The organism is Luteibacter sp. PvP120 (assembly GCF_054055715.1).
In genome coordinates this window covers 253,228-271,033 of the sequence record NZ_JBSRXP010000004.1, presented here as the reverse complement: position 1 = coordinate 271,033, position 17,806 = coordinate 253,228, and the positions used below count along the sequence as shown (strand labels likewise).

The following is a 17,806-nucleotide window of genomic DNA, read 5'->3' as shown; positions in this document are numbered from 1 at the left end:
GGACCCCCATGCCGTTTCGCTTCGACCGCGACCGCGCCCTGAGCTTCACCCGGTTCACCTGGCTGCGCTTCGTCGACGACAAATGCTTCGAAACCGCGGGCGCGCTGTCGTACACCACCCTGGTCTCGCTGGTGCCCCTGACGGTCGCCGTGTTCGCCATCCTGTCGGCCTTTCCCGTGTTCGCCGAATGGCGGGGCGCGCTGGCTGCCTATGCGTTCCAGAATTTCGTGCCAGCCACCGGCATGAAAATCCAGGAATACATGATGGCCTTCGCCGACAAGGCCAGCCAGCTCACCGGCATCTCCGTGCTGGTCATGCTGTTCAGCGCCGTGTCGATGATGATCAGCATTGAGGATCGCCTCAACCGCATCTGGCGCGTGCGCAAGCCGCGCGGCTGGACGTCGCGCCTGCTGCTTTACTGGGCGGCGCTGACACTGGGGCCGATCCTCGTCGTCGGCGGGCTGGCGCTGTCGTCGTACATCACTGCGTTTCCGATGCTGCACGCGGCCGCCGACCAGATCGCCTCGCAGTTCCGCCTGATCAGCCTGCTGCCCTTCGTCATCACCTTCGTGACGCTGGTGCTGATGTACACCATGGTGCCCAACCGGCGCGTGTCGTGGCGGCATGCGGCCATCGGCGCCTTGCTGGGCGCCATCCTGTTCGAGTTCGCCCGTTGGGGCTTTGCCCAGTTCATTCGCAACTCGCCCAACTACGAGGAAATCTACGGCGCGCTGGCGGCGATCCCCATCTTCCTGCTGTGGATCTACTTGTCGTGGATCATCGTGATCCTGGGTGCCTCCATCGCCGCGTCCATCTCCGCCTTCGAGTACGTGCTGCCCACCGAGGCGCTTCCCGACGGTGCGGAGTTCATCGGCCTGCTGGTGGTGCTCCAGCACTTCGTCGAGGCACAGCGCTGCGGCGACAGCATCGATCCGGCCACCATCCGCGTGCGTGAGCCCTACCTGCCGTCCAACGCGATCGCCAGCTATTTCGAGGACCTGCAGCGCGCGGACATGATCCAGCGCGGCGAGGCCGGTGGCTGGTTGCTCAGCCGCAGCCTGGATACGACCGAACTGGTTCGCGTCTATCGCTGCACGCAATACCGGTTGCCGCTGCATCCGCGCGAGCAGGTCGAGCGCATGGGCATTACGCTGCCACCCGACCTGCTGGCGCTGCTGGACCACCTGGCGGCAGCGCTCGACGCCACCCTGGGCGCGCGCCTGGACCACCTGTTTCCGCCGACCCCTGCACCCGCTTCCATCGAGGATTCCCCCGCATGATCCTGCGCACCCTTGCGTTCGCCGCCCTGGCCCTCGCCGTGTCGCCCACGGTCGTCGTGGCCGCCACGGCCGCCAGCCCGCAACTGAAGGTCGTCACGCTCGACGGCAAGCCCTTCGATCTTGCCGCGCAGCGGGGCAAGTGGGTGATCGTCAACTACTGGGCCACGTGGTGCGTGCCGTGCATCAAGGAAATGCCGGATATTTCGGCCTTCGTGAAAAGCCGCAAGGATGTCGCCGCCATCGGCCTGGCGTTCGAGGACACCGACGCGAAGGAGATCAAGGCCTTCGTCGACAAGCATCCCGTGTCGTACCCCATCGCGCAGGTGGACGTCACGGCGCCGCCGAAGGATTTCGACGCGCCCAAGGGCCTGCCCACCACGTACCTGATCGCGCCCGACGGCCATGTGGCCAAGACGTTCATCGGGCCGGTGACGGGCGAGAAGCTGGGCGAGGCCATCGCCAAGGGCGGCTGACCTCGCCGTCAGCCGGTCAGTCCGTCGGGCCGGTCGCGTTGGCTGGCCGCGCGACGAACGTCGCCGGCAGTTTCTTGCCGTCCGACAGTTCGAAGGTGATGGTGAGCCGGTCGCCCGGCTTCACGGCGTGCGTCGCTTTCTCCAGCATCACGTGGTAACCGCCGGGCGTGAAGGACACTGTGCCTTCGGGCGGCAGGTCCACGCTGTCCACCATCTCCATGCGGCCCATGCCACCCTCGGTGCTGCTGCGGTGGATCATCGCCTCCGCGTAGTCGGCGCTTTCCGCGCCGACGATCTTCAGCGCGCTGGTGGAGTGGTTGCGGAAGGTGACATAGGCACCGGCCGGCAGGCTGCCCGGTAGTACGCGTATCCAACCCGCGCTGGCTTCCACCGCCGGCGTATCGGTGGCGCCGGCGGTGCTGGCGACAAGCAGGAACAACGAGGCGGCGAGCGAGCGAAACGTCATGCGTGCGGCTCCAGGGAGGTGAGCAGGGTCAGGTCGTGGACCATGTCGTCCTGCGAGGACGACGGCGTGGCAAGCAGGCGCGCCTTGCCCGCGGCGTCGAAGACATAGATGGCCGAACTGTGGCTGACGTCGTAGGCGCCGTCGCCCTTGTCCGGCTCGCGGGTGAAGGCCGAGCGATAGCGCTTGGCCAGCGCTTCCACATCCGCGCCCGAGCCGACCAGGCCGACCGCGCGCTTGTCGAAGGCGTTGACGTAGTCGTGCATGATCTGCGGCGTGTCCCGCGCGGGGTCGACGCTGACGAAAAGGATGCGCACCTTGTCGGCGGCGGGGCCCAGGCGGCCCAACACCACGTGCAACTGGGTGAGCGTCAGCGGGCAGACATCGGGGCAGTGGGTGTAGCCGAAATACATCAGCGTGACCTTGCCGCGGTAGTCGGCACCGGTGACCGCCTTGCCGTTGTCGTCGGTCAGCTTGAAGTCGAGATCCGGCAGGTGGCCGGCTACGTCGTTCAAGCGCCACTCGGGCTGCGGCTCGCGCTGACAACCACCGAGGGCGACCACGGCGAGTAAGGCGAGGAGGGTCAGCACGACCCGGCGGGGAAGGAACGGCTTCATGCGACACTCCGCGGGATATCCTGCGCAGGATACGCCACCCGCGCCGGCGATCAGGCGCACCCGACCGCGGAACCTTGCGAATGCGACAACCTGTCAGCGGTACCTATGCCCTCCTGGTCGGCCTGGCCGGCGCCAGCGCCGTGGCGCTGGGCGCGTTCGGTGCCCATGCGCTGCGCGGCATCGTGGACGAGGCCGGCCTGCAGGTCTGGCACACGGCGGTGCAATACCATTTCTGGCACGCCCTGGCCCTGTTCGTGGCCGTCGTCGGCCTGGCACCGGGCCGGGCGCGCACGGTCGCCATCGCCCTGTTCGCCGTCGGCATCGTGTTGTTCTCCGGCAGCCTCTATGCGCTGGCGCTGGGAGCACCGCGCTGGACCGGCGCGATCACCCCGCTGGGTGGCGTGGCATTTATCGTCGGCTGGATCGCCGTGGGGCTGTCGCTGCGCCGCGTTCGGTAGTGCGGCGCGTTCGGTAGAATGCACGCCTACGTTCACCAGGATTCCCGCATGACGACCTTCGGCACGCCGCACGCTTCCAATGCACTCAAGGTGCTCCTGTTGGGTTCCGGCGAACTGGGCAAGGAGGTGGCGATCGAGCTGCAGCGCTTCGCCGTCGAGGTGGTGGCGGTGGATCGCTACGCCAATGCACCGGCGATGCAGGTGGCCCATCGCAGCCATGTCATCGACATGCTGGACGCCGATGCGCTGCGTGCGCTCATCGAACAGGAGAAGCCGGACCTCGTCGTGCCCGAGATCGAGGCGATCCACACGCCCACGCTGGTGGCGATGGAAAAAGAAGGCCTGCGGGTCATTCCTACCGCGAAGGCCGCCTGGCTGACGATGGATCGCGAGGGTATCCGTCGCCTGGCCGCCGAAGAGCTCGGCCTGCCGACCTCGCCGTATCGTTTCGTCGATACGCACGAGGCGTTCGTCGACGCGGTGGCCGCGCTCGGCACGCCCTGCGTCGCCAAGCCGGTGATGAGTTCGTCGGGCAAGGGCCAGAGCGTGCTGCGCACGCCGGCGGATGCGGATGCGGCCTGGGAGTACGCCCAGGCCGGCGGTCGCGCCGGGCGGGGGCGGGTCATCGTCGAAGGTTTCATCGACTTCGATTACGAAATCACCCTGCTTACCGTGCGCCATCGAGACGGCGTGTCGTTCTGCCCACCCATCGGCCATCGCCAGGAAGACGGCGACTACCGCGAGTCGTGGCAGCCGCAGGCGATGAGCGACGCGGCCCGCGCCTCCGCCGAGCGCCAGGCGGATACGATCACCGCGGCGCTGGGCGGCTGGGGCGTGTTCGGCGTGGAGTTCTTCGTCCGCGGCGACGAGGTGATCTTCTCCGAAGTGAGCCCGCGCCCACACGATACCGGCCTGGTCACGCTGATCTCGCAGGATCTTTCCGAGTTCGCGTTGCATGCGCGGGCCATCCTCGGCCTGCCCGTGCCGGAGATCCACGCGTTCTCGCCCGCCGCGTCGTGCGCCGTGCTGGTGGAGGGGGAAGGGCAGGCGCCCACCTACCATGGCGTGGCCGAGGCACTGGCGGAGCCAGGCACCATGCTGCGTATCTTCGGCAAGCCCGAGGTGCGGGGTCGTCGCCGCATGGCGGTCACGCTGGCGCGTGCCGCCACCGTGGAGGAAGCCCTCGCCAAGGCCAAGCGTGCTGCCGGCCGCATCCGCGTCGAGCTCTGAGCCCACGGGCCCGACAACGGCCGTTCACGCCCGAATGTTAAGCTGCTGCGCTTCCCGGTAAGACCCACGCCCATGAGCGGACGCAAAGACAACCACGATCACGAACGTCGCGGTCGCACCGAGCCGACCCTCGGGCGGCTGGACGACCTCGACCGTCCCGCGCCGCCCGTCGACGACGGGCTGCCGCATATCGTGGTGGATACGCCACGCCGCCGCCCCGGCCCGACGGCGCCGCCGCCGAAGCGCCCGCGCAAGCGCGGCTGGCTGATCCCGGTGCTGGTGCTGGTGCTCATCGGTGGCGTCACCGGCCTGTGGCTACAGCAGGATCGCCTGCGCACGCTGATGCCCGCCACGGAACTCAACGACATCCTCGGTCAGGCCAACCGTGCGCTGGCTGCCGGCAAACTCGACGGTACCGCGGGCGACAGCGCTCGCGAACTGTTCGAGAAGGCCCGCGACCAGCAACCGGACAGCGACCAGGCCAGAGACGGGCTTCGCCGCGTCGGCATGGCGGAGGTGGCGCGCGCGGATGCGGCCCTCGCCGCCGGCAACCTCGACGAAGCCGAGGCGGCACTGGATGTCGCCCGCGAACTGCTGGGTGGCGGCAGCGACGTGGAACGACTGACGCAACAACTGTCGCAGGCGCGCAATCCCCAGGGGCGCACCGCGTCGCTGGTCGACCGCGCGCAGGCGGCCTTCGCCGCCGGGCAGCTGGACGGCGACGAGGGCGCCGGTGCCCTTTATCGCCGCGTGCTCGATGCCGACCGCAACAACACGGTGGCGGCGCGCGGCCTGGACAAGGTCGGCGATGCCCTCGCGGCGCAAGCGCGCCAGGCCATCGCCGCCAACGACCGGCCCAAGGCCAATGCCCTGGTCGATCGCATCGCCATCCTCGTCCCGGGCTACAGCGACCTGCCGTCGCTGCGGGCGTCGCTGGCGGAAACCCGCAAGCAGGACGACCAGGCCACCGCGGCCTTGATCCAGCAAGGCAACGACGCCATGCGCGCCGGGCGTTTCACCGGCGACGGCGACGACACCGCACTGGCCCGGTTCAAGGCGGTGCTTGCCGTCGACCCGGACAACGCGGCCGCCAAGGCCGGTCTGGGCCAGGTGGCACAGGCGCTGATCGTGCAGGCCAATGCGGCGCTGGACAGCGAGGACGATGCCCAGGCGGCGAAACTCCTCGAGCAGGCGACCAAGCTGGCGCCGAAGTCGGCCGAGTTGGCCGCAGCCCGCGCTCGTCTGGGCGGAGGCGACACCGGCGCACCGCATGCTGCCGTGCCGACTGCCCGGGCAGCTCAGGGCGCGCCCGCGGCCGCCGCCGGTGACGACGACACGTCCGAGGCGTCCCTCGCCGTCAGCCCGGAGCAGAAAGCGCGGGTCGCCGCGCTGGTACGTCGTGCACAGGCCGCCACATCGCGCGGCGACATCATGGACCCGCCCGGCGACAGCGCCTACGACCTCTATCGCAACGCCCTCTCCATCGACGGCAACGATCCCACGGCACGCGCGGGCTTGCAGGGCCTGCCCGCGCAGGTCGAGAAGCAGATGCAGCAGGCCGTGGCTAGCGGCAACGTCAAGCGCGCCGAAGACCTCTACGCCACGATGTCCGATCTCGCCCCCGGCGATGCCTCGCAGGGCGAGATGCGCCATCGCCTGGGCAGTGCGCTGATCGACAACGCGTTGCAGCGCTCCAGCGCCGGCGATCGCCAGGGCGCGTTCCAGGCCCTGGACCACGCGCGCCGCTACGTGCCCGACGATCCTCGCCTGCAAAGCGCCTACGAGCGCATTGCGACGGGACGCTGAGCGCGATGACGGTACTGGTACTGGGCGGCTCCGGTCAGATCGGACACTTCCTGCTTCCCCGGCTCGAGGCCGCCGGCTACGCCTGGCAGGCGGTGAGCCGGCAGCCCCTACCGGGCGACGCGCGCTGGGTGCGTGGCCAGTTGCCCGATCGAATGCCCGACCTGCCGCCGCTGCGTGCCGTGGTCTCGCTAGGGCCGATCGACCTGCTGGCCGCCTGGCTGGCCGAGATGCGCCTGCCGGGCGTGCCGCACGTGATCGCCACCTCGTCGATGAGCGCGGAGACCAAGCGCGAATCCGCAGTGCCCGAGGAGCGCGAGGTATCGCGGCGCCTGCGCGATGCCGAGACCACCCTGATCGCCACCTGCGCGTCGCGGGGCATGCCCTGGACGGTGTTCCGGCCCACGCTGATCTACGGCGCGGGCATGGACAAGAGCCTGACCCCGATCGTGGCATCGGCACGCCGGCGTCACGTGTTTCCGCTGCCCCCCGGGCGTGGCCAGCGCCAGCCCGTGCATGCCGACGACATCGCGGCGGCGGTCGTTGCGGCCCTGGGTACCGCCGCTGCCCGCGGGCGCACGCTGCCCATTGGCGGTGGCGAGCGCATCACCGCGGCGGAGATGTTCCGGCGCACGCAGCGCAGTGCCGGGGGACTGGTGTTGCCGGTGCCCGTGCCGCGTGTGGTACTCGACGTGGCGGCGGCCCTTTCGCCTGCGATTCGCGGCCCTGTCGCCCGGCTGGATGCCGACCTGATCGCGGACAATGGCGACCTGGAAGCGCTGCTCGACGTGCATCCGCGGGCTTTTCGCCCTGTCGCGGCGACCTGGCGGCCGGTGCGCTGACCTTGCTTGCCCTCGCTTTGCCCGCTTCCGTTCAGATGACTGCCGGTGAACTGCCCCTATCATCGGTCCCCGCCCCCTTCCGCAGGACTCTTCCGCGTTGGCTTTCCTGAACCGTCTTGGCTCCCTCCTGCGCACGGCCTGGCCGTGGCTGCGTATCCCTTTCTGGCTGGTCATGGGGCTGCTGTTCGGCTTCCTGCTGCCCTACACGCTGATCCTCAATGCCCGGCTGCAGGATCGCTTCAACGACCTCGTGTTCGCGGTGCCCACCCGCGTCTATGCGCGACCGCTGCCGCTGGAAACGGGCAGGGCGCTGACCCCCGCCGCGCTGGAGCTGGAACTCACCTTCGCGGGCTACACGGCCGAGGGTGCCGGCAAGGTGCAGGGCAGCTATTCGAAGAACGGCTCACGCTTCGTCATTGCCTCGCACGGGTACTTCGGGCCGGACGGCGGCGAGCTGCCGCATCGCATCCGCGTGGCCCTGGCCGACGGCCAGGTGGCCTCGGTGGTGGATGACACCAACAACAAGCCCATCGCCTCGATCCACCTCGACCCCGCACGCATCGCCACGCTGTACGGCGCGCAGCAGGAAGAGCGCCGCATCGTGCGCCTGGAAAACGTGCCGCCGCTGCTCGTGCAGGGCCTGCAGGCGGTGGAAGACCGCGACTTCAAGAACCACATCGGGCTGGATTTCTCGGCCATCGCGCGCGCCTCGTTCGCCAACCTGCGCGCGGGCCACACGGTGCAGGGCGGTTCCACCCTGACCCAGCAGCTGGTGCGCAACCTGTTCCTGGATCGCAACCAGACCATGCTGCGCAAGGTCAACGAGGCGATCCTCTCGCTGCTGATGGAAGCGCATTATTCGAAGGGCCGCATCCTCGAGGCATACGTCAACGAGGTGTTCCTCGGTCAGCAGGGCAACCAGGCCGTGCACGGCTTTGCCGCCGGCGGCGAGTTCTTCTTCGGCCGCCGCCTGGAAGACCTGCGCCCGCAGGAAATCGCCCTGCTGATCGGCCTGGTCAAGGGCCCCAGCTATTACGATCCGCGTCGTTATCCGGATCGCGCGCTGTCCCGCCGCAACCTCGTGCTGCAGCAGTTCCACGACACCGGCCTGCTCGACGACGCGCAGACGAAGGCCGCACAGGCCACCCCGCTGGGTATCGCGCCGAACGCGCAGCTTCCGCATAACCGTTTCCCCGCGTTCATGCAGCTGGTTCGCTCGCAGATCACCGCCGACTTCGACGAAGCCGCGCTGCGCGACGGCAGCCTCAGCATCTTCACCACGCTGGACCCTGCCGCGCAGCTCTATACCGAGCAGGCGATCATCACGACGATGAAATCGCTGGGCAAACGCGGTGCCGCCGCGCAGGCCGCGGCCGTGGTCACCGACACCACCAACGGCAGCGTGCTGGCCGTGGTCGGCTCGCGCGATCCCGGGGAGCAGGGTTTCAACCGTGCGCTGGATGCCCGCCGCTCCATCGGTTCGCTGGTCAAGCCGCTGGTGTACCTGGTGGCGCTGGCGCAGCCGTCGAAGTGGTCGCTGGCCTCGATCGTGGACGATTCACCGATCAACATGCGCCAGCCCGACGGCACGCCGTGGACGCCGCAGAACGACGACCACGAAGTGCATGGACAGGTGCCGATGCTGGACGCGCTGGTGCACTCGTGGAACCTCGCCACGGTGAACCTCGGCATGCAGGTGGGCGTACCGCGGATCAAGGGCTTCCTGGAGTCGTTCGGCCTGGAGGGCGTCAATCCCAGTCCGTCGCTGCTGCTGGGCGCGATCGACCTGTCGCCGCTGCAGGTGGCGCAGTTGTACGAGTACATCGCCGCCGATGGCCACGCGTTGCCGCTGGTGGCCGTGCGTGGCGTCATGGACAACAAGGGCCAGGCGATCAAGCGTTACGAAGTGAAGGGTGGCGACGGTGAGTACCAGACCGCCGCGCGGCTGACCACCTGGGCCATGCAGCAGGTGGTCAACGGCGGCACCGCCGCGGCCATCGGCAACTCCAGCCTGTCCTGGCTGCATGCGGCCGGCAAAACGGGTACCAGCGACAGCCAGCGCGACAGCTGGTTTGCCGGCTTCACCGGCGATCGCCTGGCCGTGGTCTGGATGGGTCGCGACGACAACAAGCCCACGGGCCTGTACGGCGCCACGGGAAGCATGCGCGTGTGGCAGGAGCTGTTCCGCAAGCTGCCCACACGTCCGCGCTCGGCCGCGCCGGGCGAAGGCCTGGAGATGGCTTACGTGAATCCCCAGACGGGCAAGCGCACCGACCCCTCGTGCGAAGGCACGCGACAGTTCCCGTTCGTGTCCGGTTACGTGCCCGAAGCGGAAGAGGGCTGTTTCTGGCAGCGATTCAAGGGTATGTTCGGCGGTGGCGACGGAGCCCAGCAGCCCGCACCGCCCGTTCCCAGTAATCCTACGGATTGACGCCATGCATCGCCTTCGTTTCTGCGCCATCGCCGCCGCCACCCTCGTCGCCGCCTGCAGCCAGCCGGCGCCGCCGCAGGCCACGCGGCCCAGCAAACCCGTCTACGACATCGTGGCGCAGATCCGCGCCGCCGGAGAGCGCGAGAAGTCGGCCATCGAGGTCGCGCCGTTGCGCGATCCCGGCGTGCAGGGCCTGCAGCAGGCCGCCGCGGCCGACGAGCGCGCCGGCAGGTATCCGGATGCCGACGCCAAGCTCGCCCAGGCGTTGAAACTGGCGCCGCAGGCGCCCGAGCTGATCCAGGACCGCGCCGAAGTGGCCGTGCGCATGCAGGACTTCCCGCGCGCCGAGCAGCTCGCGAAGCAGTCGTTCGACATGGGCCCGAAGTCGGGCAGCCTCTGCGCCCGCAACTGGCAGACGGTGTACGAAATGCGCATGCAGGCCGACGACCAGGCCGGCGCCACCGCCGCGAAAGCGGAAGGCGGCAAGTGCCACATCGCGGGCCCCAACCGGTTCTGACCCGCCATCGGGCCATGTAGGAGCGGACGATGTCCGCGATGGTTTCGCATGACATGCGGTCCGGGTGCCCGGATCGCCCGGATCGCCCACATCGTGGGCTCCTACACGGTAACGTATCGCCCGCTTTTACGGCGTGCGGAGGGTGCGGCCGTGGGCGTGCACGGTGTCGACCAGCACCTTGACGTTGTCCGGGTCGACTTCCGGCGTGATGCCGTGACCCAGGTTGAACACATGGCCGGGGTGGTTGCCGAAGCTGTCGAGCACGGCGCGCGCCTCACGTGCCACGATCTCGGGTGAGGCACGCAGCACGGCCGGGTCGAGGTTGCCCTGCAGGGCCACACGGTCACCCACGCGCCGGCGCGCTTCGCCGATGTCGATCGTCCAGTCCACGCCGAGGCCGTCGCAGCCGGTGTCGGCCAGCGCTTCCAGTTGCCCGTTGGAACCCTTGGAGAAGAGGATCACCGGCAGCTCGCGGCTGACCGGGTCCGCCTTCAGCGCATCCACCACCTCCGCCATGTAGCGCAGCGAGAACTCGCGGAACGGTGCGGGGCCGAGCATGCCGCCCCACGTGTCGAAGATCATCAGTGCCTGGGCACCCGCGTGCGCCTGGGCGATGAGGTAGGCCGAGACCGAGCGCGCGATGGTATCCAGCAGGCGGTGCGCCAGCGCCGGGTCGTTCCACGCCAGTGCCTTGACCCGTGCGAAGTCGCGCGAGCCCTCGCCCTCGACCATGTAGCAGGCCAATGTCCAGGGGCTGCCGGAGAAACCGATCAGCGGCACGCGGCCGCCCAGTTCCTGGCGGATCAGGCGCACCGCGTCCATGACATAGCGCAGTTCCTTGTCCATGTCCGGCACCGCGAGGCGATCGATCGCGGCGGCATCGCGCACCGGGCGCGCGAAACGCGGGCCCTCGCCCTGCTCGAACGACAGGCCCAGGCCCATGGCATCGGGAATGGTGAGGATGTCGGAGAACAGGATGGCCGCGTCGAGGTCGAAACGCGCCAGCGGCTGCAACGTGACCTCGCACGCATACTCGGGGTTGGTGGCCAGCCCCATGAAGCTGCCTGCGCGGGCGCGGGTGGCCCGGTATTCCGGTAGATAGCGGCCGGCCTGGCGCATCACCCAGACGGGTGTGGTGTCGACGGGCTCGCGGCGCAATGCGCGGAGGAAACGATCGTTGCGCGGCGTGTCAGCGACCATGCGCCGACTCCTGGCCTTGGCTGAACATGACTTTGAAGCCTTTTTTCAGTTGGGCGTCGCGGGCTTTCTCGAAAGCCGCCAACGCCGAATCGCGCGCGATATGCACTTCGCGCTTGAGGGAGGCCTTGCCGCCCTGGACGCCGCTCTCGCGGTAGAGGGTCCAGCCGCCGAACAGGTCCTGCTCCAGGGTGATCTGGACGTAGCGGGGCGCTTCCGTCGCGACCTCGGGCAGGGTTTGCATGTAGATCCGCATCGAACGATCCGGGCTGGCGCAGGGCCGATCATTGTAGGCGTGTCAGCCCAGCACCGCGAGCACGTCGTCTTCGGCGACGCCGGACACGATCTCCGCGCGGCCGATGCCGCGCCAGAGGATCAGGCGCAACGTGCCCGCTGTGTTCTTCTTGTCCAGCCGCATGAGGTCCAGCAATCGCGTGGGTGCATGCCGTGGCGAGCGCTCGGTGGGCAGGCCCAGGCGGTGCAGCAGGGTGACCAGGCGTTGCGTGTCGTCGGCAGTGGCCATGCCCAGCCGCTCGGACAGGCGAGCCGCCAGCACCATGCCGACGGCCACGCCCTCGCCGTGCAGGATCTCGCTGTAGTTGCCGGCGGTCTCCAGGGCATGCCCGAAGGTGTGCCCCAGGTTCAGCAGTGCCCGTTCGCCCTGTTCGGTTTCATCGCGCGCCACTACGCCGGCCTTGTACCGGCATTTGCGGGCGATGGCCTCGATCAGGGGACGGGTCTCGCGCGTGGCCAGGGTGTCGGCGTGGTCTTCCAGCCAGGCGAAGAACGCGGGATCACCGATGGCCGCGCCCTTGACGACTTCCGCCAGTCCAGCCTGGAATTCACGCTGGGGCAGGGTGTCGAGCAGATAGGTGTCCGCCACCACCGCGCGCGGCTGGTGGAACGCACCGGCCAGGTTCTTGCCGGTGGGCAGGTTCACCCCGGTCTTGCCGCCGACGGAGGAATCGACCATGGCCAGCAGGGTGGTCGGCACCTGGATGAAGTCGATGCCGCGCATCCAGCAGGCCGCCGCGAAGCCCGCCATGTCGCCGACCACGCCGCCGCCCAGGGCGATGATGCAGGCGTCACGCGTGGCGCCCAACTCGCCCAGTGCCTCGAGGATGCGGCCGATGTTGGCGAAGGTCTTGTGCGTCTCGCCGTCGTCGAGCAGGTAGGACGCCCAGCGCAGGCCGTCCAGGCCCTGCGCCAGCGCATCGAGATACAGCGGAGCCACGGTGGTGTTGCTGACCACCAGCACGTGGCGCCCGCGGATCATCGATCGCCAGCGCTCGCTGTCCGCGAGCAGACCGGGGCCGATCCATACAGGGTAGCTGCGACCGGCAAGGTCGACGTCGACGGTTTCCATCAGGGGCGTCTCCAGTGACGGTCGAGGAGGGCGACGGCGCGCGGCACGGCGGCGTCCACGTGCTCGTGGCGCCCGTGGAAGATGAGGTCGGCGACCTCTTCGTACAGGGCGTTGCGTTCGGCTGCGAGGGCTTCCAGTCGCCCGCGGCGGTCGGTGCCGGCGATCATCGGGCGGGCGGTATCGTGCGCGAGGCGATCGAACTGCTCGGCGACGTCGACCGACAGCAGCAACACGGTGCCGCGCGACATCAGCCGATCACGATTGCCGGCGTCCAGCACGGCGCCGGCGCCGGTGGCGAGCACGACGCCGTCGGCGCGGCTAGACTCGTCCAGGTGCGCGGATTCCAGCGCACGAAACGCCGCCTCGCCTTCGCGTTCGAAGAGGCTGACAAGGGTCGTGCCGAGCCGCGCTTCGATCTGGACATCCAGATCGACGAACGGCAGGCCGTAATGCGCCGCGAGGCGCTGTCCGATCGTGGTCTTGCCGGCCCCCGTGGGGCCGACCAGGAACAGGTTGGGCGAAGGATTCATCGCAAGCATGCTAGCAACAAGCCACCCCGAGAGGTACGAGAGCGTGCTGGTCGCCGGCGCGGGCGACGTGGGCCGTCGCGTGGCCAGGCAACTGCTCGCCGACGGGCATCAGGTGTTCGCCCTGCGCCGGGGCGAGGCCGCTGAAGCCGACGGTATCCGCTGGTTGCGGGGCGACCTGACGCAGCCAGCCACCCTGCGCGACATGCCGGCGGTGGACGCGCTGATCTACGCCGCCGCGCCCGATGCCCGCGATGAGGACGCCTATCGGGCCCTCTACGTCGACGGCCTGCGCCATATGGTCGATGCGTTGCCGGTTCCGCCGCGGCGCACGGTGTTCGTGTCGTCCTCGGCCGTCTATGGGGAACACGGTGGCGACTGGGTGGATGAAACCACGCCCGTCGCGCCCGGGGCGTTCAGCGGTCGCATCATGCGCGACGCCGAGCAGTGGCTGGCGTCGCGAGGGGTGGGCGGCGTGAGCCTGCGTCTGGCCGGTTTGTACGGGCCGGGGCGCACGCAATTGTTCGAGCGGTTGCGCGAAGGCCAGGCCCGCGTACCGCGTGGCCAGGGTGTGTATGCCAACCGCATCCATGTGGACGACGCGGCGTCCGTGCTGGCGCTGGTGCTGTCGCTGCCCGACCCCGCGCCCGTGTACGTCGGCGTGGACGATACGCCGCTGCCGATCGACGTGCTGTATGACCACCTGGCCGGATTGCTCGGCGTGCCCGTGCCGGCGGAAGGACCCGGGCCAGCCGGCATCGGCAACAAGCGATTGTCCAATGCTTTGCTACGCGCGTCCGGCTTCCGCTGCCGGTGGCCGGACGCACGTGCCGGCTATGCCGCGCTGCTTGCCGGCTGACCGCGACGATACGCCCCGGAAGGGCGCGGACCGGCGTGCTAGCATCGAACGATCCCCTGGCCCGAAACCCAGCCACGATGCTCACACCCGATATCCTCGATACCTTCCATGGCCTGCTCGACGAGGCCAAGGCCAGCGGCGATCGCGAGCCCACGGCGATGAACCTCGCCACCGCCGACGCCAGCGGGCGCGTGCACTCGCGCATCGTGTTGCTCAAGGGCATCGATGCGCACGGCCTGCGTTTCCACACGAACCGCGAAAGCGCCAAGGGCCGTGAAATGGCCGAGCACCCGCAGGTCGCGCTGTGCTTCCACTGGAAGCAGATCCGCGAAGGCGTGCAGGTGCGCTTCGAAGGCCGCGTGCAGTTCCTGGATGACGCGGAGTCGGATGCCTATTTCGCCAGCCGCCCGCGTGGCAGCCGCATCGGCGCCTGGGCGTCCAGGCAAAGCGAGACGCTGCCCGACCGCGCCACGTTCGAAGAACGCGTGGCGCACTACGAGGCCGAGTTCGAAGGCCGCGATGTGCCGCGTCCGCCACACTGGGGTGGCTACCTGATGCAGCCGGATCGCGTGGAGTTCTGGTACGGCGCGCGCTACCGCCTGCACGAGCGCTTCGTGCACACCGATGGCGGCACGGCCTGGTCCAGCCGGATGCTCTACCCCTGAATCCGCGCGCCGAACGGGGCTAGAGCAACAGCCCCAGGTCTTCCGAGCGGCGCACCAGTTCCAGCGTGCTGTGCACGCCCAGGATCTGCATGATCATGTATTTGTGCGCCTCGACCGTGCGTGCCGACAGGCCCATCCGCTCGGCGATCTCGCGCGAGCGCAACCCCTGGCCCACCATGCGTAGCACCTCGCGCTGTTTCGGGGTCAGCTCGCGCATCTCGTTCGGCAGGCGGGCTGTCGCATGCACGCCGAGCGACGGCGTGACATAGGTGTCGCCCTCACGCACACGGCGCAGGGCCAGCAGCAGTTCCTCGCCCGCCGACATCTTCAGCACGTAGCCGTTCGCGCCCGCCTTCATCGCGATGTTGGCAAGCGACGGCTCGGCATGCATCGTGAGGATCACGAACGGCGTGGTGTCGCCACGTTCGCGCAATGCCTTGAGCACTTCCAGGCCGTTGCCGCGGGGCATGTTGATATCCGAAAGCACCAGGTCGGGCACCTCGCGACGGACGGCCTCAAGCAGCGCGCCGCCATCCTCTGCCACCGCCACGATGTCGTAGTCGGGTTCCAGCAAGCGGACGATGCCCTCGGCGACCATGCGATGGTCGTCGGCGAAGATGAGGCGTGGACGGGCCTGCACGTTCACGGGCTTGCCAGGGGCAGATGGACGCATAGCTGGACTCCTTTACCGGGCGCGCTGCGGAGATCGAAACGACCTCCGAGCAACCTGGCCCGCTCGTTCATGCTGATAAGGCCGATGCCGGACGCGTGGACCGGCAACCGCTCGGGATCGAAACCGCGTCCATCGTCGGCGATGTGCAGCGCGGCATGGTCGGCGCCGATCGCCACGGCGATGGTCACCTGCGATGCCCCGGCGTGGTCCAGCGCATTGCGCAGCCCCTCCTGGGCGATGCGGTAGACGCACAGGGCGACCTCGCCGGGCAGCGTGGCGGCGTCCGGCGGCACGGACAGGTCGATGCGCGGCGGCCCCGATCGACCGGTCGACGTACACAGCGCCTGCAGGGCCTCCTGCAGGCCGGCATGGCTGAGCCAGCCGGGATGCAACTGGTGCGACATGAGCCGCAGGTCTTCCGCCAGCGCCATGACCTGTGCCTGCACGTGGCCGACCTCGCCGGCCTGTGCAGCGGGAACGCGGCGGCGCAGCGCGCTCAGGTCGATGGAGGCGGCGGCCAGGCGCTGGTTGATGTCGTCGTGCAGGTCGCGCGCCAGGCGGGCACGCTCCTGCTCCTGCGTCGCGATCAGCCGCCCGGCCAGCTCGCGCATGTCGTTGCGCGCGTTGTCCAGCGCGCGTTGGCCCGCCTGGCGTTGTTCCACGAGGGCGCTCACCGCGATCGCGCACAGCGTGGCCCCCAGCGTCCACAACTGCACCGCGAGCGTGGTGTCCTGCAGGCTGGCGGCGACGAAGGGACCATGGCCGCCGACGCTCAGTTGCGCGGCCATCACCACGATCACGAACATCGCGGCCGAGCTGCCGGCCATCTGCGCGCGCAGGCAGGCGGCGACGAGGATGGGTGCGGGGGCCAGGCACAGGAGCGGTAACAGCCCGGGACGCGCACCCACGGCGTACCAGGCCACGCCCAGCAGGGCGATGGCGCAAGCCATGGCGGCCACGAATACCGGCGGCACGCGCCCGGCGTGCCGTACGGAAGCATCGGGGCTGCGCAGGCTGGTCCACGCGGGCAGGTAGAGCACGTAGCCCAGGGCATGGGCCAGCGCGAGGTTGGTCCCGTCGCCCAGCACGGATCCGGTAAACGCGGTATGCGGTGCGACCAGCCCGATCAGCAGGGCGGAGCCGATCGGCAGGGCGACGACGGCGATGGCACCGCGGACCAGCAGCTTGCCGATGTCCTGCAGCAGCGGTGTATCGCCATGCACGTGGCGCAGTGCCCAGGCGGCGGCAGGCGTAGGGGCCAGCGCGGCGCCCAGCACGGCCATCGTATCTCCCAGGGGCAGGCGGAACAGACCCACGCAGACGACCAGCAGCCCTGCGAACGCGGACGTCACCAGCCACGGCCAGCGACGCGGCGGCGTGGCCAGCAAGGCGCCGAGCAGTACCGCGCCCGGAAACCAGACGATGTGCGTGCCGCCTTGCCGGCTCCACAGCGCGTACGACAGCAACTGCGCCGCCATGCAGCCAACGAACACGCCACCCAGCCACATCGCGCCGCGGCCGGCATCCTCGTCGCGGCCGGCACGCGCCTCAGCCATGCCGCACGCTCCAGCCATGGATGATGCGGCGCAGGGCGGCCAGGCCGTCGGTGAGCGCGGCCGGGCCCGGTTGCAGGATCAGCGGGGATTTCACCTCGTGAAGTTCGCCGTCGCGGATGGCCGGCACGCCTTCCCAGCCGGCGCGGGCAGCCACCTGTTCGGGCCGGAAGCGCTTGCCGCACCACGAGCCGATGATGATCTGCGGCGCGGTGGCGATGATTTCCGCCGGATCGCCGACGATCCGGTCGCGGGCCAGCGACTGGATGGCCCGATGGGGCAGCACGTCGTCGCCGCCTGCGATCGCGACCAGTTCCGAGACCCAGCGGATGCCGGAGATGCAGGGATCGTCCCACTCCTCGAAATACACGCGCGGACGGCAGGGCAAGCGCGCGGAGGCCTCGCGCACGTCGTCCAGTCCGCGTGCCAGCTCATCCGCCAGCTGGTTCGCACGAGCGGCCGCACCGACCAGGGCGCCGAGACGGCGGATGTAGTCGAGGATGCCTTCCACGCTGCGGTGATTGGAAATCCATACCTCGACCCCGGCCTTGATCAGGGCCTGGGCGATATCCGCCTGGATGTCGGAAAAGCCCACGGCCAGGTCCGGCTGCAGCGCGAGGATGCGGTCGATCTTCGCGCTGGTGAAGGCGCTGACCTTGGGCTTGTCGCGGCGTGCTTCCGGCGGCCGCACCGTGAAGCCGCTGATGCCCACGATGCGATCCTGCTCGCCGAGCCGGTACAGGGTCTCGGTGGGTTCCTCGGTGAGGCAGACGATGCGGCGGGGGCCCATGACGACTCCGGAGCGTGACAGGCCCCGATTGTCACCGTTCCGGACGCCCTCGGCCAACGCCG

The 17,806-nt window shown here is 69.3% G+C and carries 19 protein-coding genes; 10 read left to right on the top strand and 9 right to left on the bottom strand.

All coding sequences use genetic code 11. The features are described 5' to 3' along the window. Positions 1-8 precede the first annotated feature (8 nt). Both ACVKN3_RS10610 and ACVKN3_RS10605 read left to right on the top strand, forming a co-directional pair. Positions 9-1,280, top strand: a complete 1,272-nt coding sequence (locus ACVKN3_RS10610; RefSeq protein WP_354515235.1) for a YihY family inner membrane protein — start codon at positions 9-11, stop codon at positions 1,278-1,280. Next, positions 1,277-1,753, top strand: a complete 477-nt coding sequence (locus ACVKN3_RS10605; protein WP_051938655.1) for a TlpA family protein disulfide reductase — start codon at positions 1,277-1,279, stop codon at positions 1,751-1,753. Before ACVKN3_RS10610 ends, ACVKN3_RS10605 begins: the two co-directional genes overlap by 4 nt. 16 nt (positions 1,754-1,769) lie before the next feature. On the opposite strand, the gene ACVKN3_RS10600 is transcribed toward ACVKN3_RS10605, so the two are convergent. Continuing rightward, the gene (locus ACVKN3_RS10600) at positions 1,770-2,219 is read right to left on the bottom strand and encodes a copper chaperone PCu(A)C (protein WP_354515233.1); all 450 of its coding nucleotides are present in this window, start codon (positions 2,217-2,219) and stop codon (positions 1,770-1,772) included. After that, positions 2,216-2,833, bottom strand: a complete 618-nt coding sequence (locus tag ACVKN3_RS10595; RefSeq protein WP_354515231.1) for an SCO family protein — start codon at positions 2,831-2,833, stop codon at positions 2,216-2,218. Before ACVKN3_RS10595 ends, ACVKN3_RS10600 begins: the two co-directional genes overlap by 4 nt. An 80-nt stretch (positions 2,834-2,913) precedes the next feature. Between ACVKN3_RS10595 and ACVKN3_RS10590 the strand changes: the two genes are divergently transcribed. From ACVKN3_RS10590 to ACVKN3_RS10565, 6 genes are all read left to right on the top strand, one after another. After that, positions 2,914-3,291 carry a DUF423 domain-containing protein gene (locus ACVKN3_RS10590; protein WP_354515230.1) on the top strand — a complete coding sequence of 126 codons (378 nt, stop codon included), beginning with the start codon at positions 2,914-2,916 and terminating at the stop codon, positions 3,289-3,291. Positions 3,292-3,339: 48 nt separating this feature from the next. Next, positions 3,340-4,521, top strand: coding sequence for a formate-dependent phosphoribosylglycinamide formyltransferase (gene purT / locus ACVKN3_RS10585; RefSeq protein WP_285404431.1), 1,182 nt, complete (start codon positions 3,340-3,342; stop codon positions 4,519-4,521). Between the two features lie 72 nt (positions 4,522-4,593). Then, complete coding sequence (locus ACVKN3_RS10580) at positions 4,594-6,327, top strand: hypothetical protein (RefSeq protein WP_354515229.1); 1,734 nt, start codon at positions 4,594-4,596, stop codon at positions 6,325-6,327. Between the two features lie 5 nt (positions 6,328-6,332). Continuing rightward, positions 6,333-7,166, top strand: coding sequence for an SDR family oxidoreductase (locus tag ACVKN3_RS10575; protein WP_354515227.1), 834 nt, complete (start codon positions 6,333-6,335; stop codon positions 7,164-7,166). Positions 7,167-7,263: 97 nt separating this feature from the next. Beyond that, positions 7,264-9,597, top strand: a complete 2,334-nt coding sequence (gene mrcB / locus ACVKN3_RS10570; protein ID WP_285404438.1) for a penicillin-binding protein 1B — start codon at positions 7,264-7,266, stop codon at positions 9,595-9,597. A 4-nt stretch (positions 9,598-9,601) separates the two neighbouring features. Beyond that, positions 9,602-10,114: a tetratricopeptide repeat protein gene (locus ACVKN3_RS10565; RefSeq protein ID WP_036140336.1), complete on the top strand. Its 513-nt coding sequence runs from the start codon at positions 9,602-9,604 to the stop codon at positions 10,112-10,114. 126 nt (positions 10,115-10,240) lie between these two features. Here ACVKN3_RS10565 and hemE read toward each other — a convergent pair whose 3' ends face one another. The 4 genes from hemE to ACVKN3_RS10545 are packed head-to-tail and all read right to left on the bottom strand — an operon-like array spanning position 10,241 to position 13,207. Continuing rightward, positions 10,241-11,314 carry a uroporphyrinogen decarboxylase gene (gene hemE / locus ACVKN3_RS10560; protein ID WP_354515225.1) on the bottom strand — a complete coding sequence of 358 codons (1,074 nt, stop codon included), beginning with the start codon at positions 11,312-11,314 and terminating at the stop codon, positions 10,241-10,243. Then, positions 11,304-11,567, bottom strand: a complete 264-nt coding sequence (locus tag ACVKN3_RS10555; RefSeq protein WP_285404443.1) for a WGR domain-containing protein — start codon at positions 11,565-11,567, stop codon at positions 11,304-11,306. Before ACVKN3_RS10555 ends, hemE begins: the two co-directional genes overlap by 11 nt. 42 nt (positions 11,568-11,609) lie before the next feature. Beyond that, a complete protein-coding gene (gene aroB / locus ACVKN3_RS10550; protein ID WP_285404445.1) occupies positions 11,610-12,677 on the bottom strand; it encodes a 3-dehydroquinate synthase in 1,068 nt (355 codons plus the stop codon). Beyond that, entirely contained in the window at positions 12,677-13,207 is a 531-nt protein-coding gene (locus tag ACVKN3_RS10545; protein ID WP_285404447.1) for a shikimate kinase, read from the bottom strand. Before ACVKN3_RS10545 ends, aroB begins: the two co-directional genes overlap by 1 nt. Before the next feature lie 7 nt (positions 13,208-13,214). Here ACVKN3_RS10545 and ACVKN3_RS10540 point away from each other — a divergent pair, with 7 nt between their 5' ends. Both ACVKN3_RS10540 and pdxH read left to right on the top strand, forming a co-directional pair. Beyond that, the gene (locus ACVKN3_RS10540) at positions 13,215-14,063 is read left to right on the top strand and encodes an SDR family oxidoreductase (protein ID WP_354515222.1); all 849 of its coding nucleotides are present in this window, start codon (positions 13,215-13,217) and stop codon (positions 14,061-14,063) included. A 77-nt stretch (positions 14,064-14,140) separates the two neighbouring features. Next, entirely contained in the window at positions 14,141-14,728 is a 588-nt protein-coding gene (pdxH, locus tag ACVKN3_RS10535; RefSeq protein WP_285404452.1) for a pyridoxamine 5'-phosphate oxidase, read from the top strand. A gap of 19 nt (positions 14,729-14,747) precedes the next feature. Here pdxH and ACVKN3_RS10530 read toward each other — a convergent pair whose 3' ends face one another. The 3 genes from ACVKN3_RS10530 to ACVKN3_RS10520 are packed head-to-tail and all read right to left on the bottom strand — an operon-like array spanning position 14,748 to position 17,744. Beyond that, the gene (locus ACVKN3_RS10530) at positions 14,748-15,401 is read right to left on the bottom strand and encodes a response regulator (protein ID WP_285404454.1); all 654 of its coding nucleotides are present in this window, start codon (positions 15,399-15,401) and stop codon (positions 14,748-14,750) included. Then, positions 15,371-16,957 (bottom strand): sensor histidine kinase, encoded by a 1,587-nt coding sequence (locus ACVKN3_RS10525; RefSeq protein ID WP_354515220.1) that lies wholly within the window; start codon positions 16,955-16,957, stop codon positions 15,371-15,373. The genes ACVKN3_RS10530 and ACVKN3_RS10525 overlap by 31 nt, the downstream gene beginning before the upstream one ends. Beyond that, entirely contained in the window at positions 16,950-17,744 is a 795-nt protein-coding gene (locus ACVKN3_RS10520) for a cobalamin-binding protein (RefSeq protein WP_285404458.1), read from the bottom strand. Before ACVKN3_RS10520 ends, ACVKN3_RS10525 begins: the two co-directional genes overlap by 8 nt. Between the last annotated feature and the right edge of the window lie 62 nt (positions 17,745-17,806).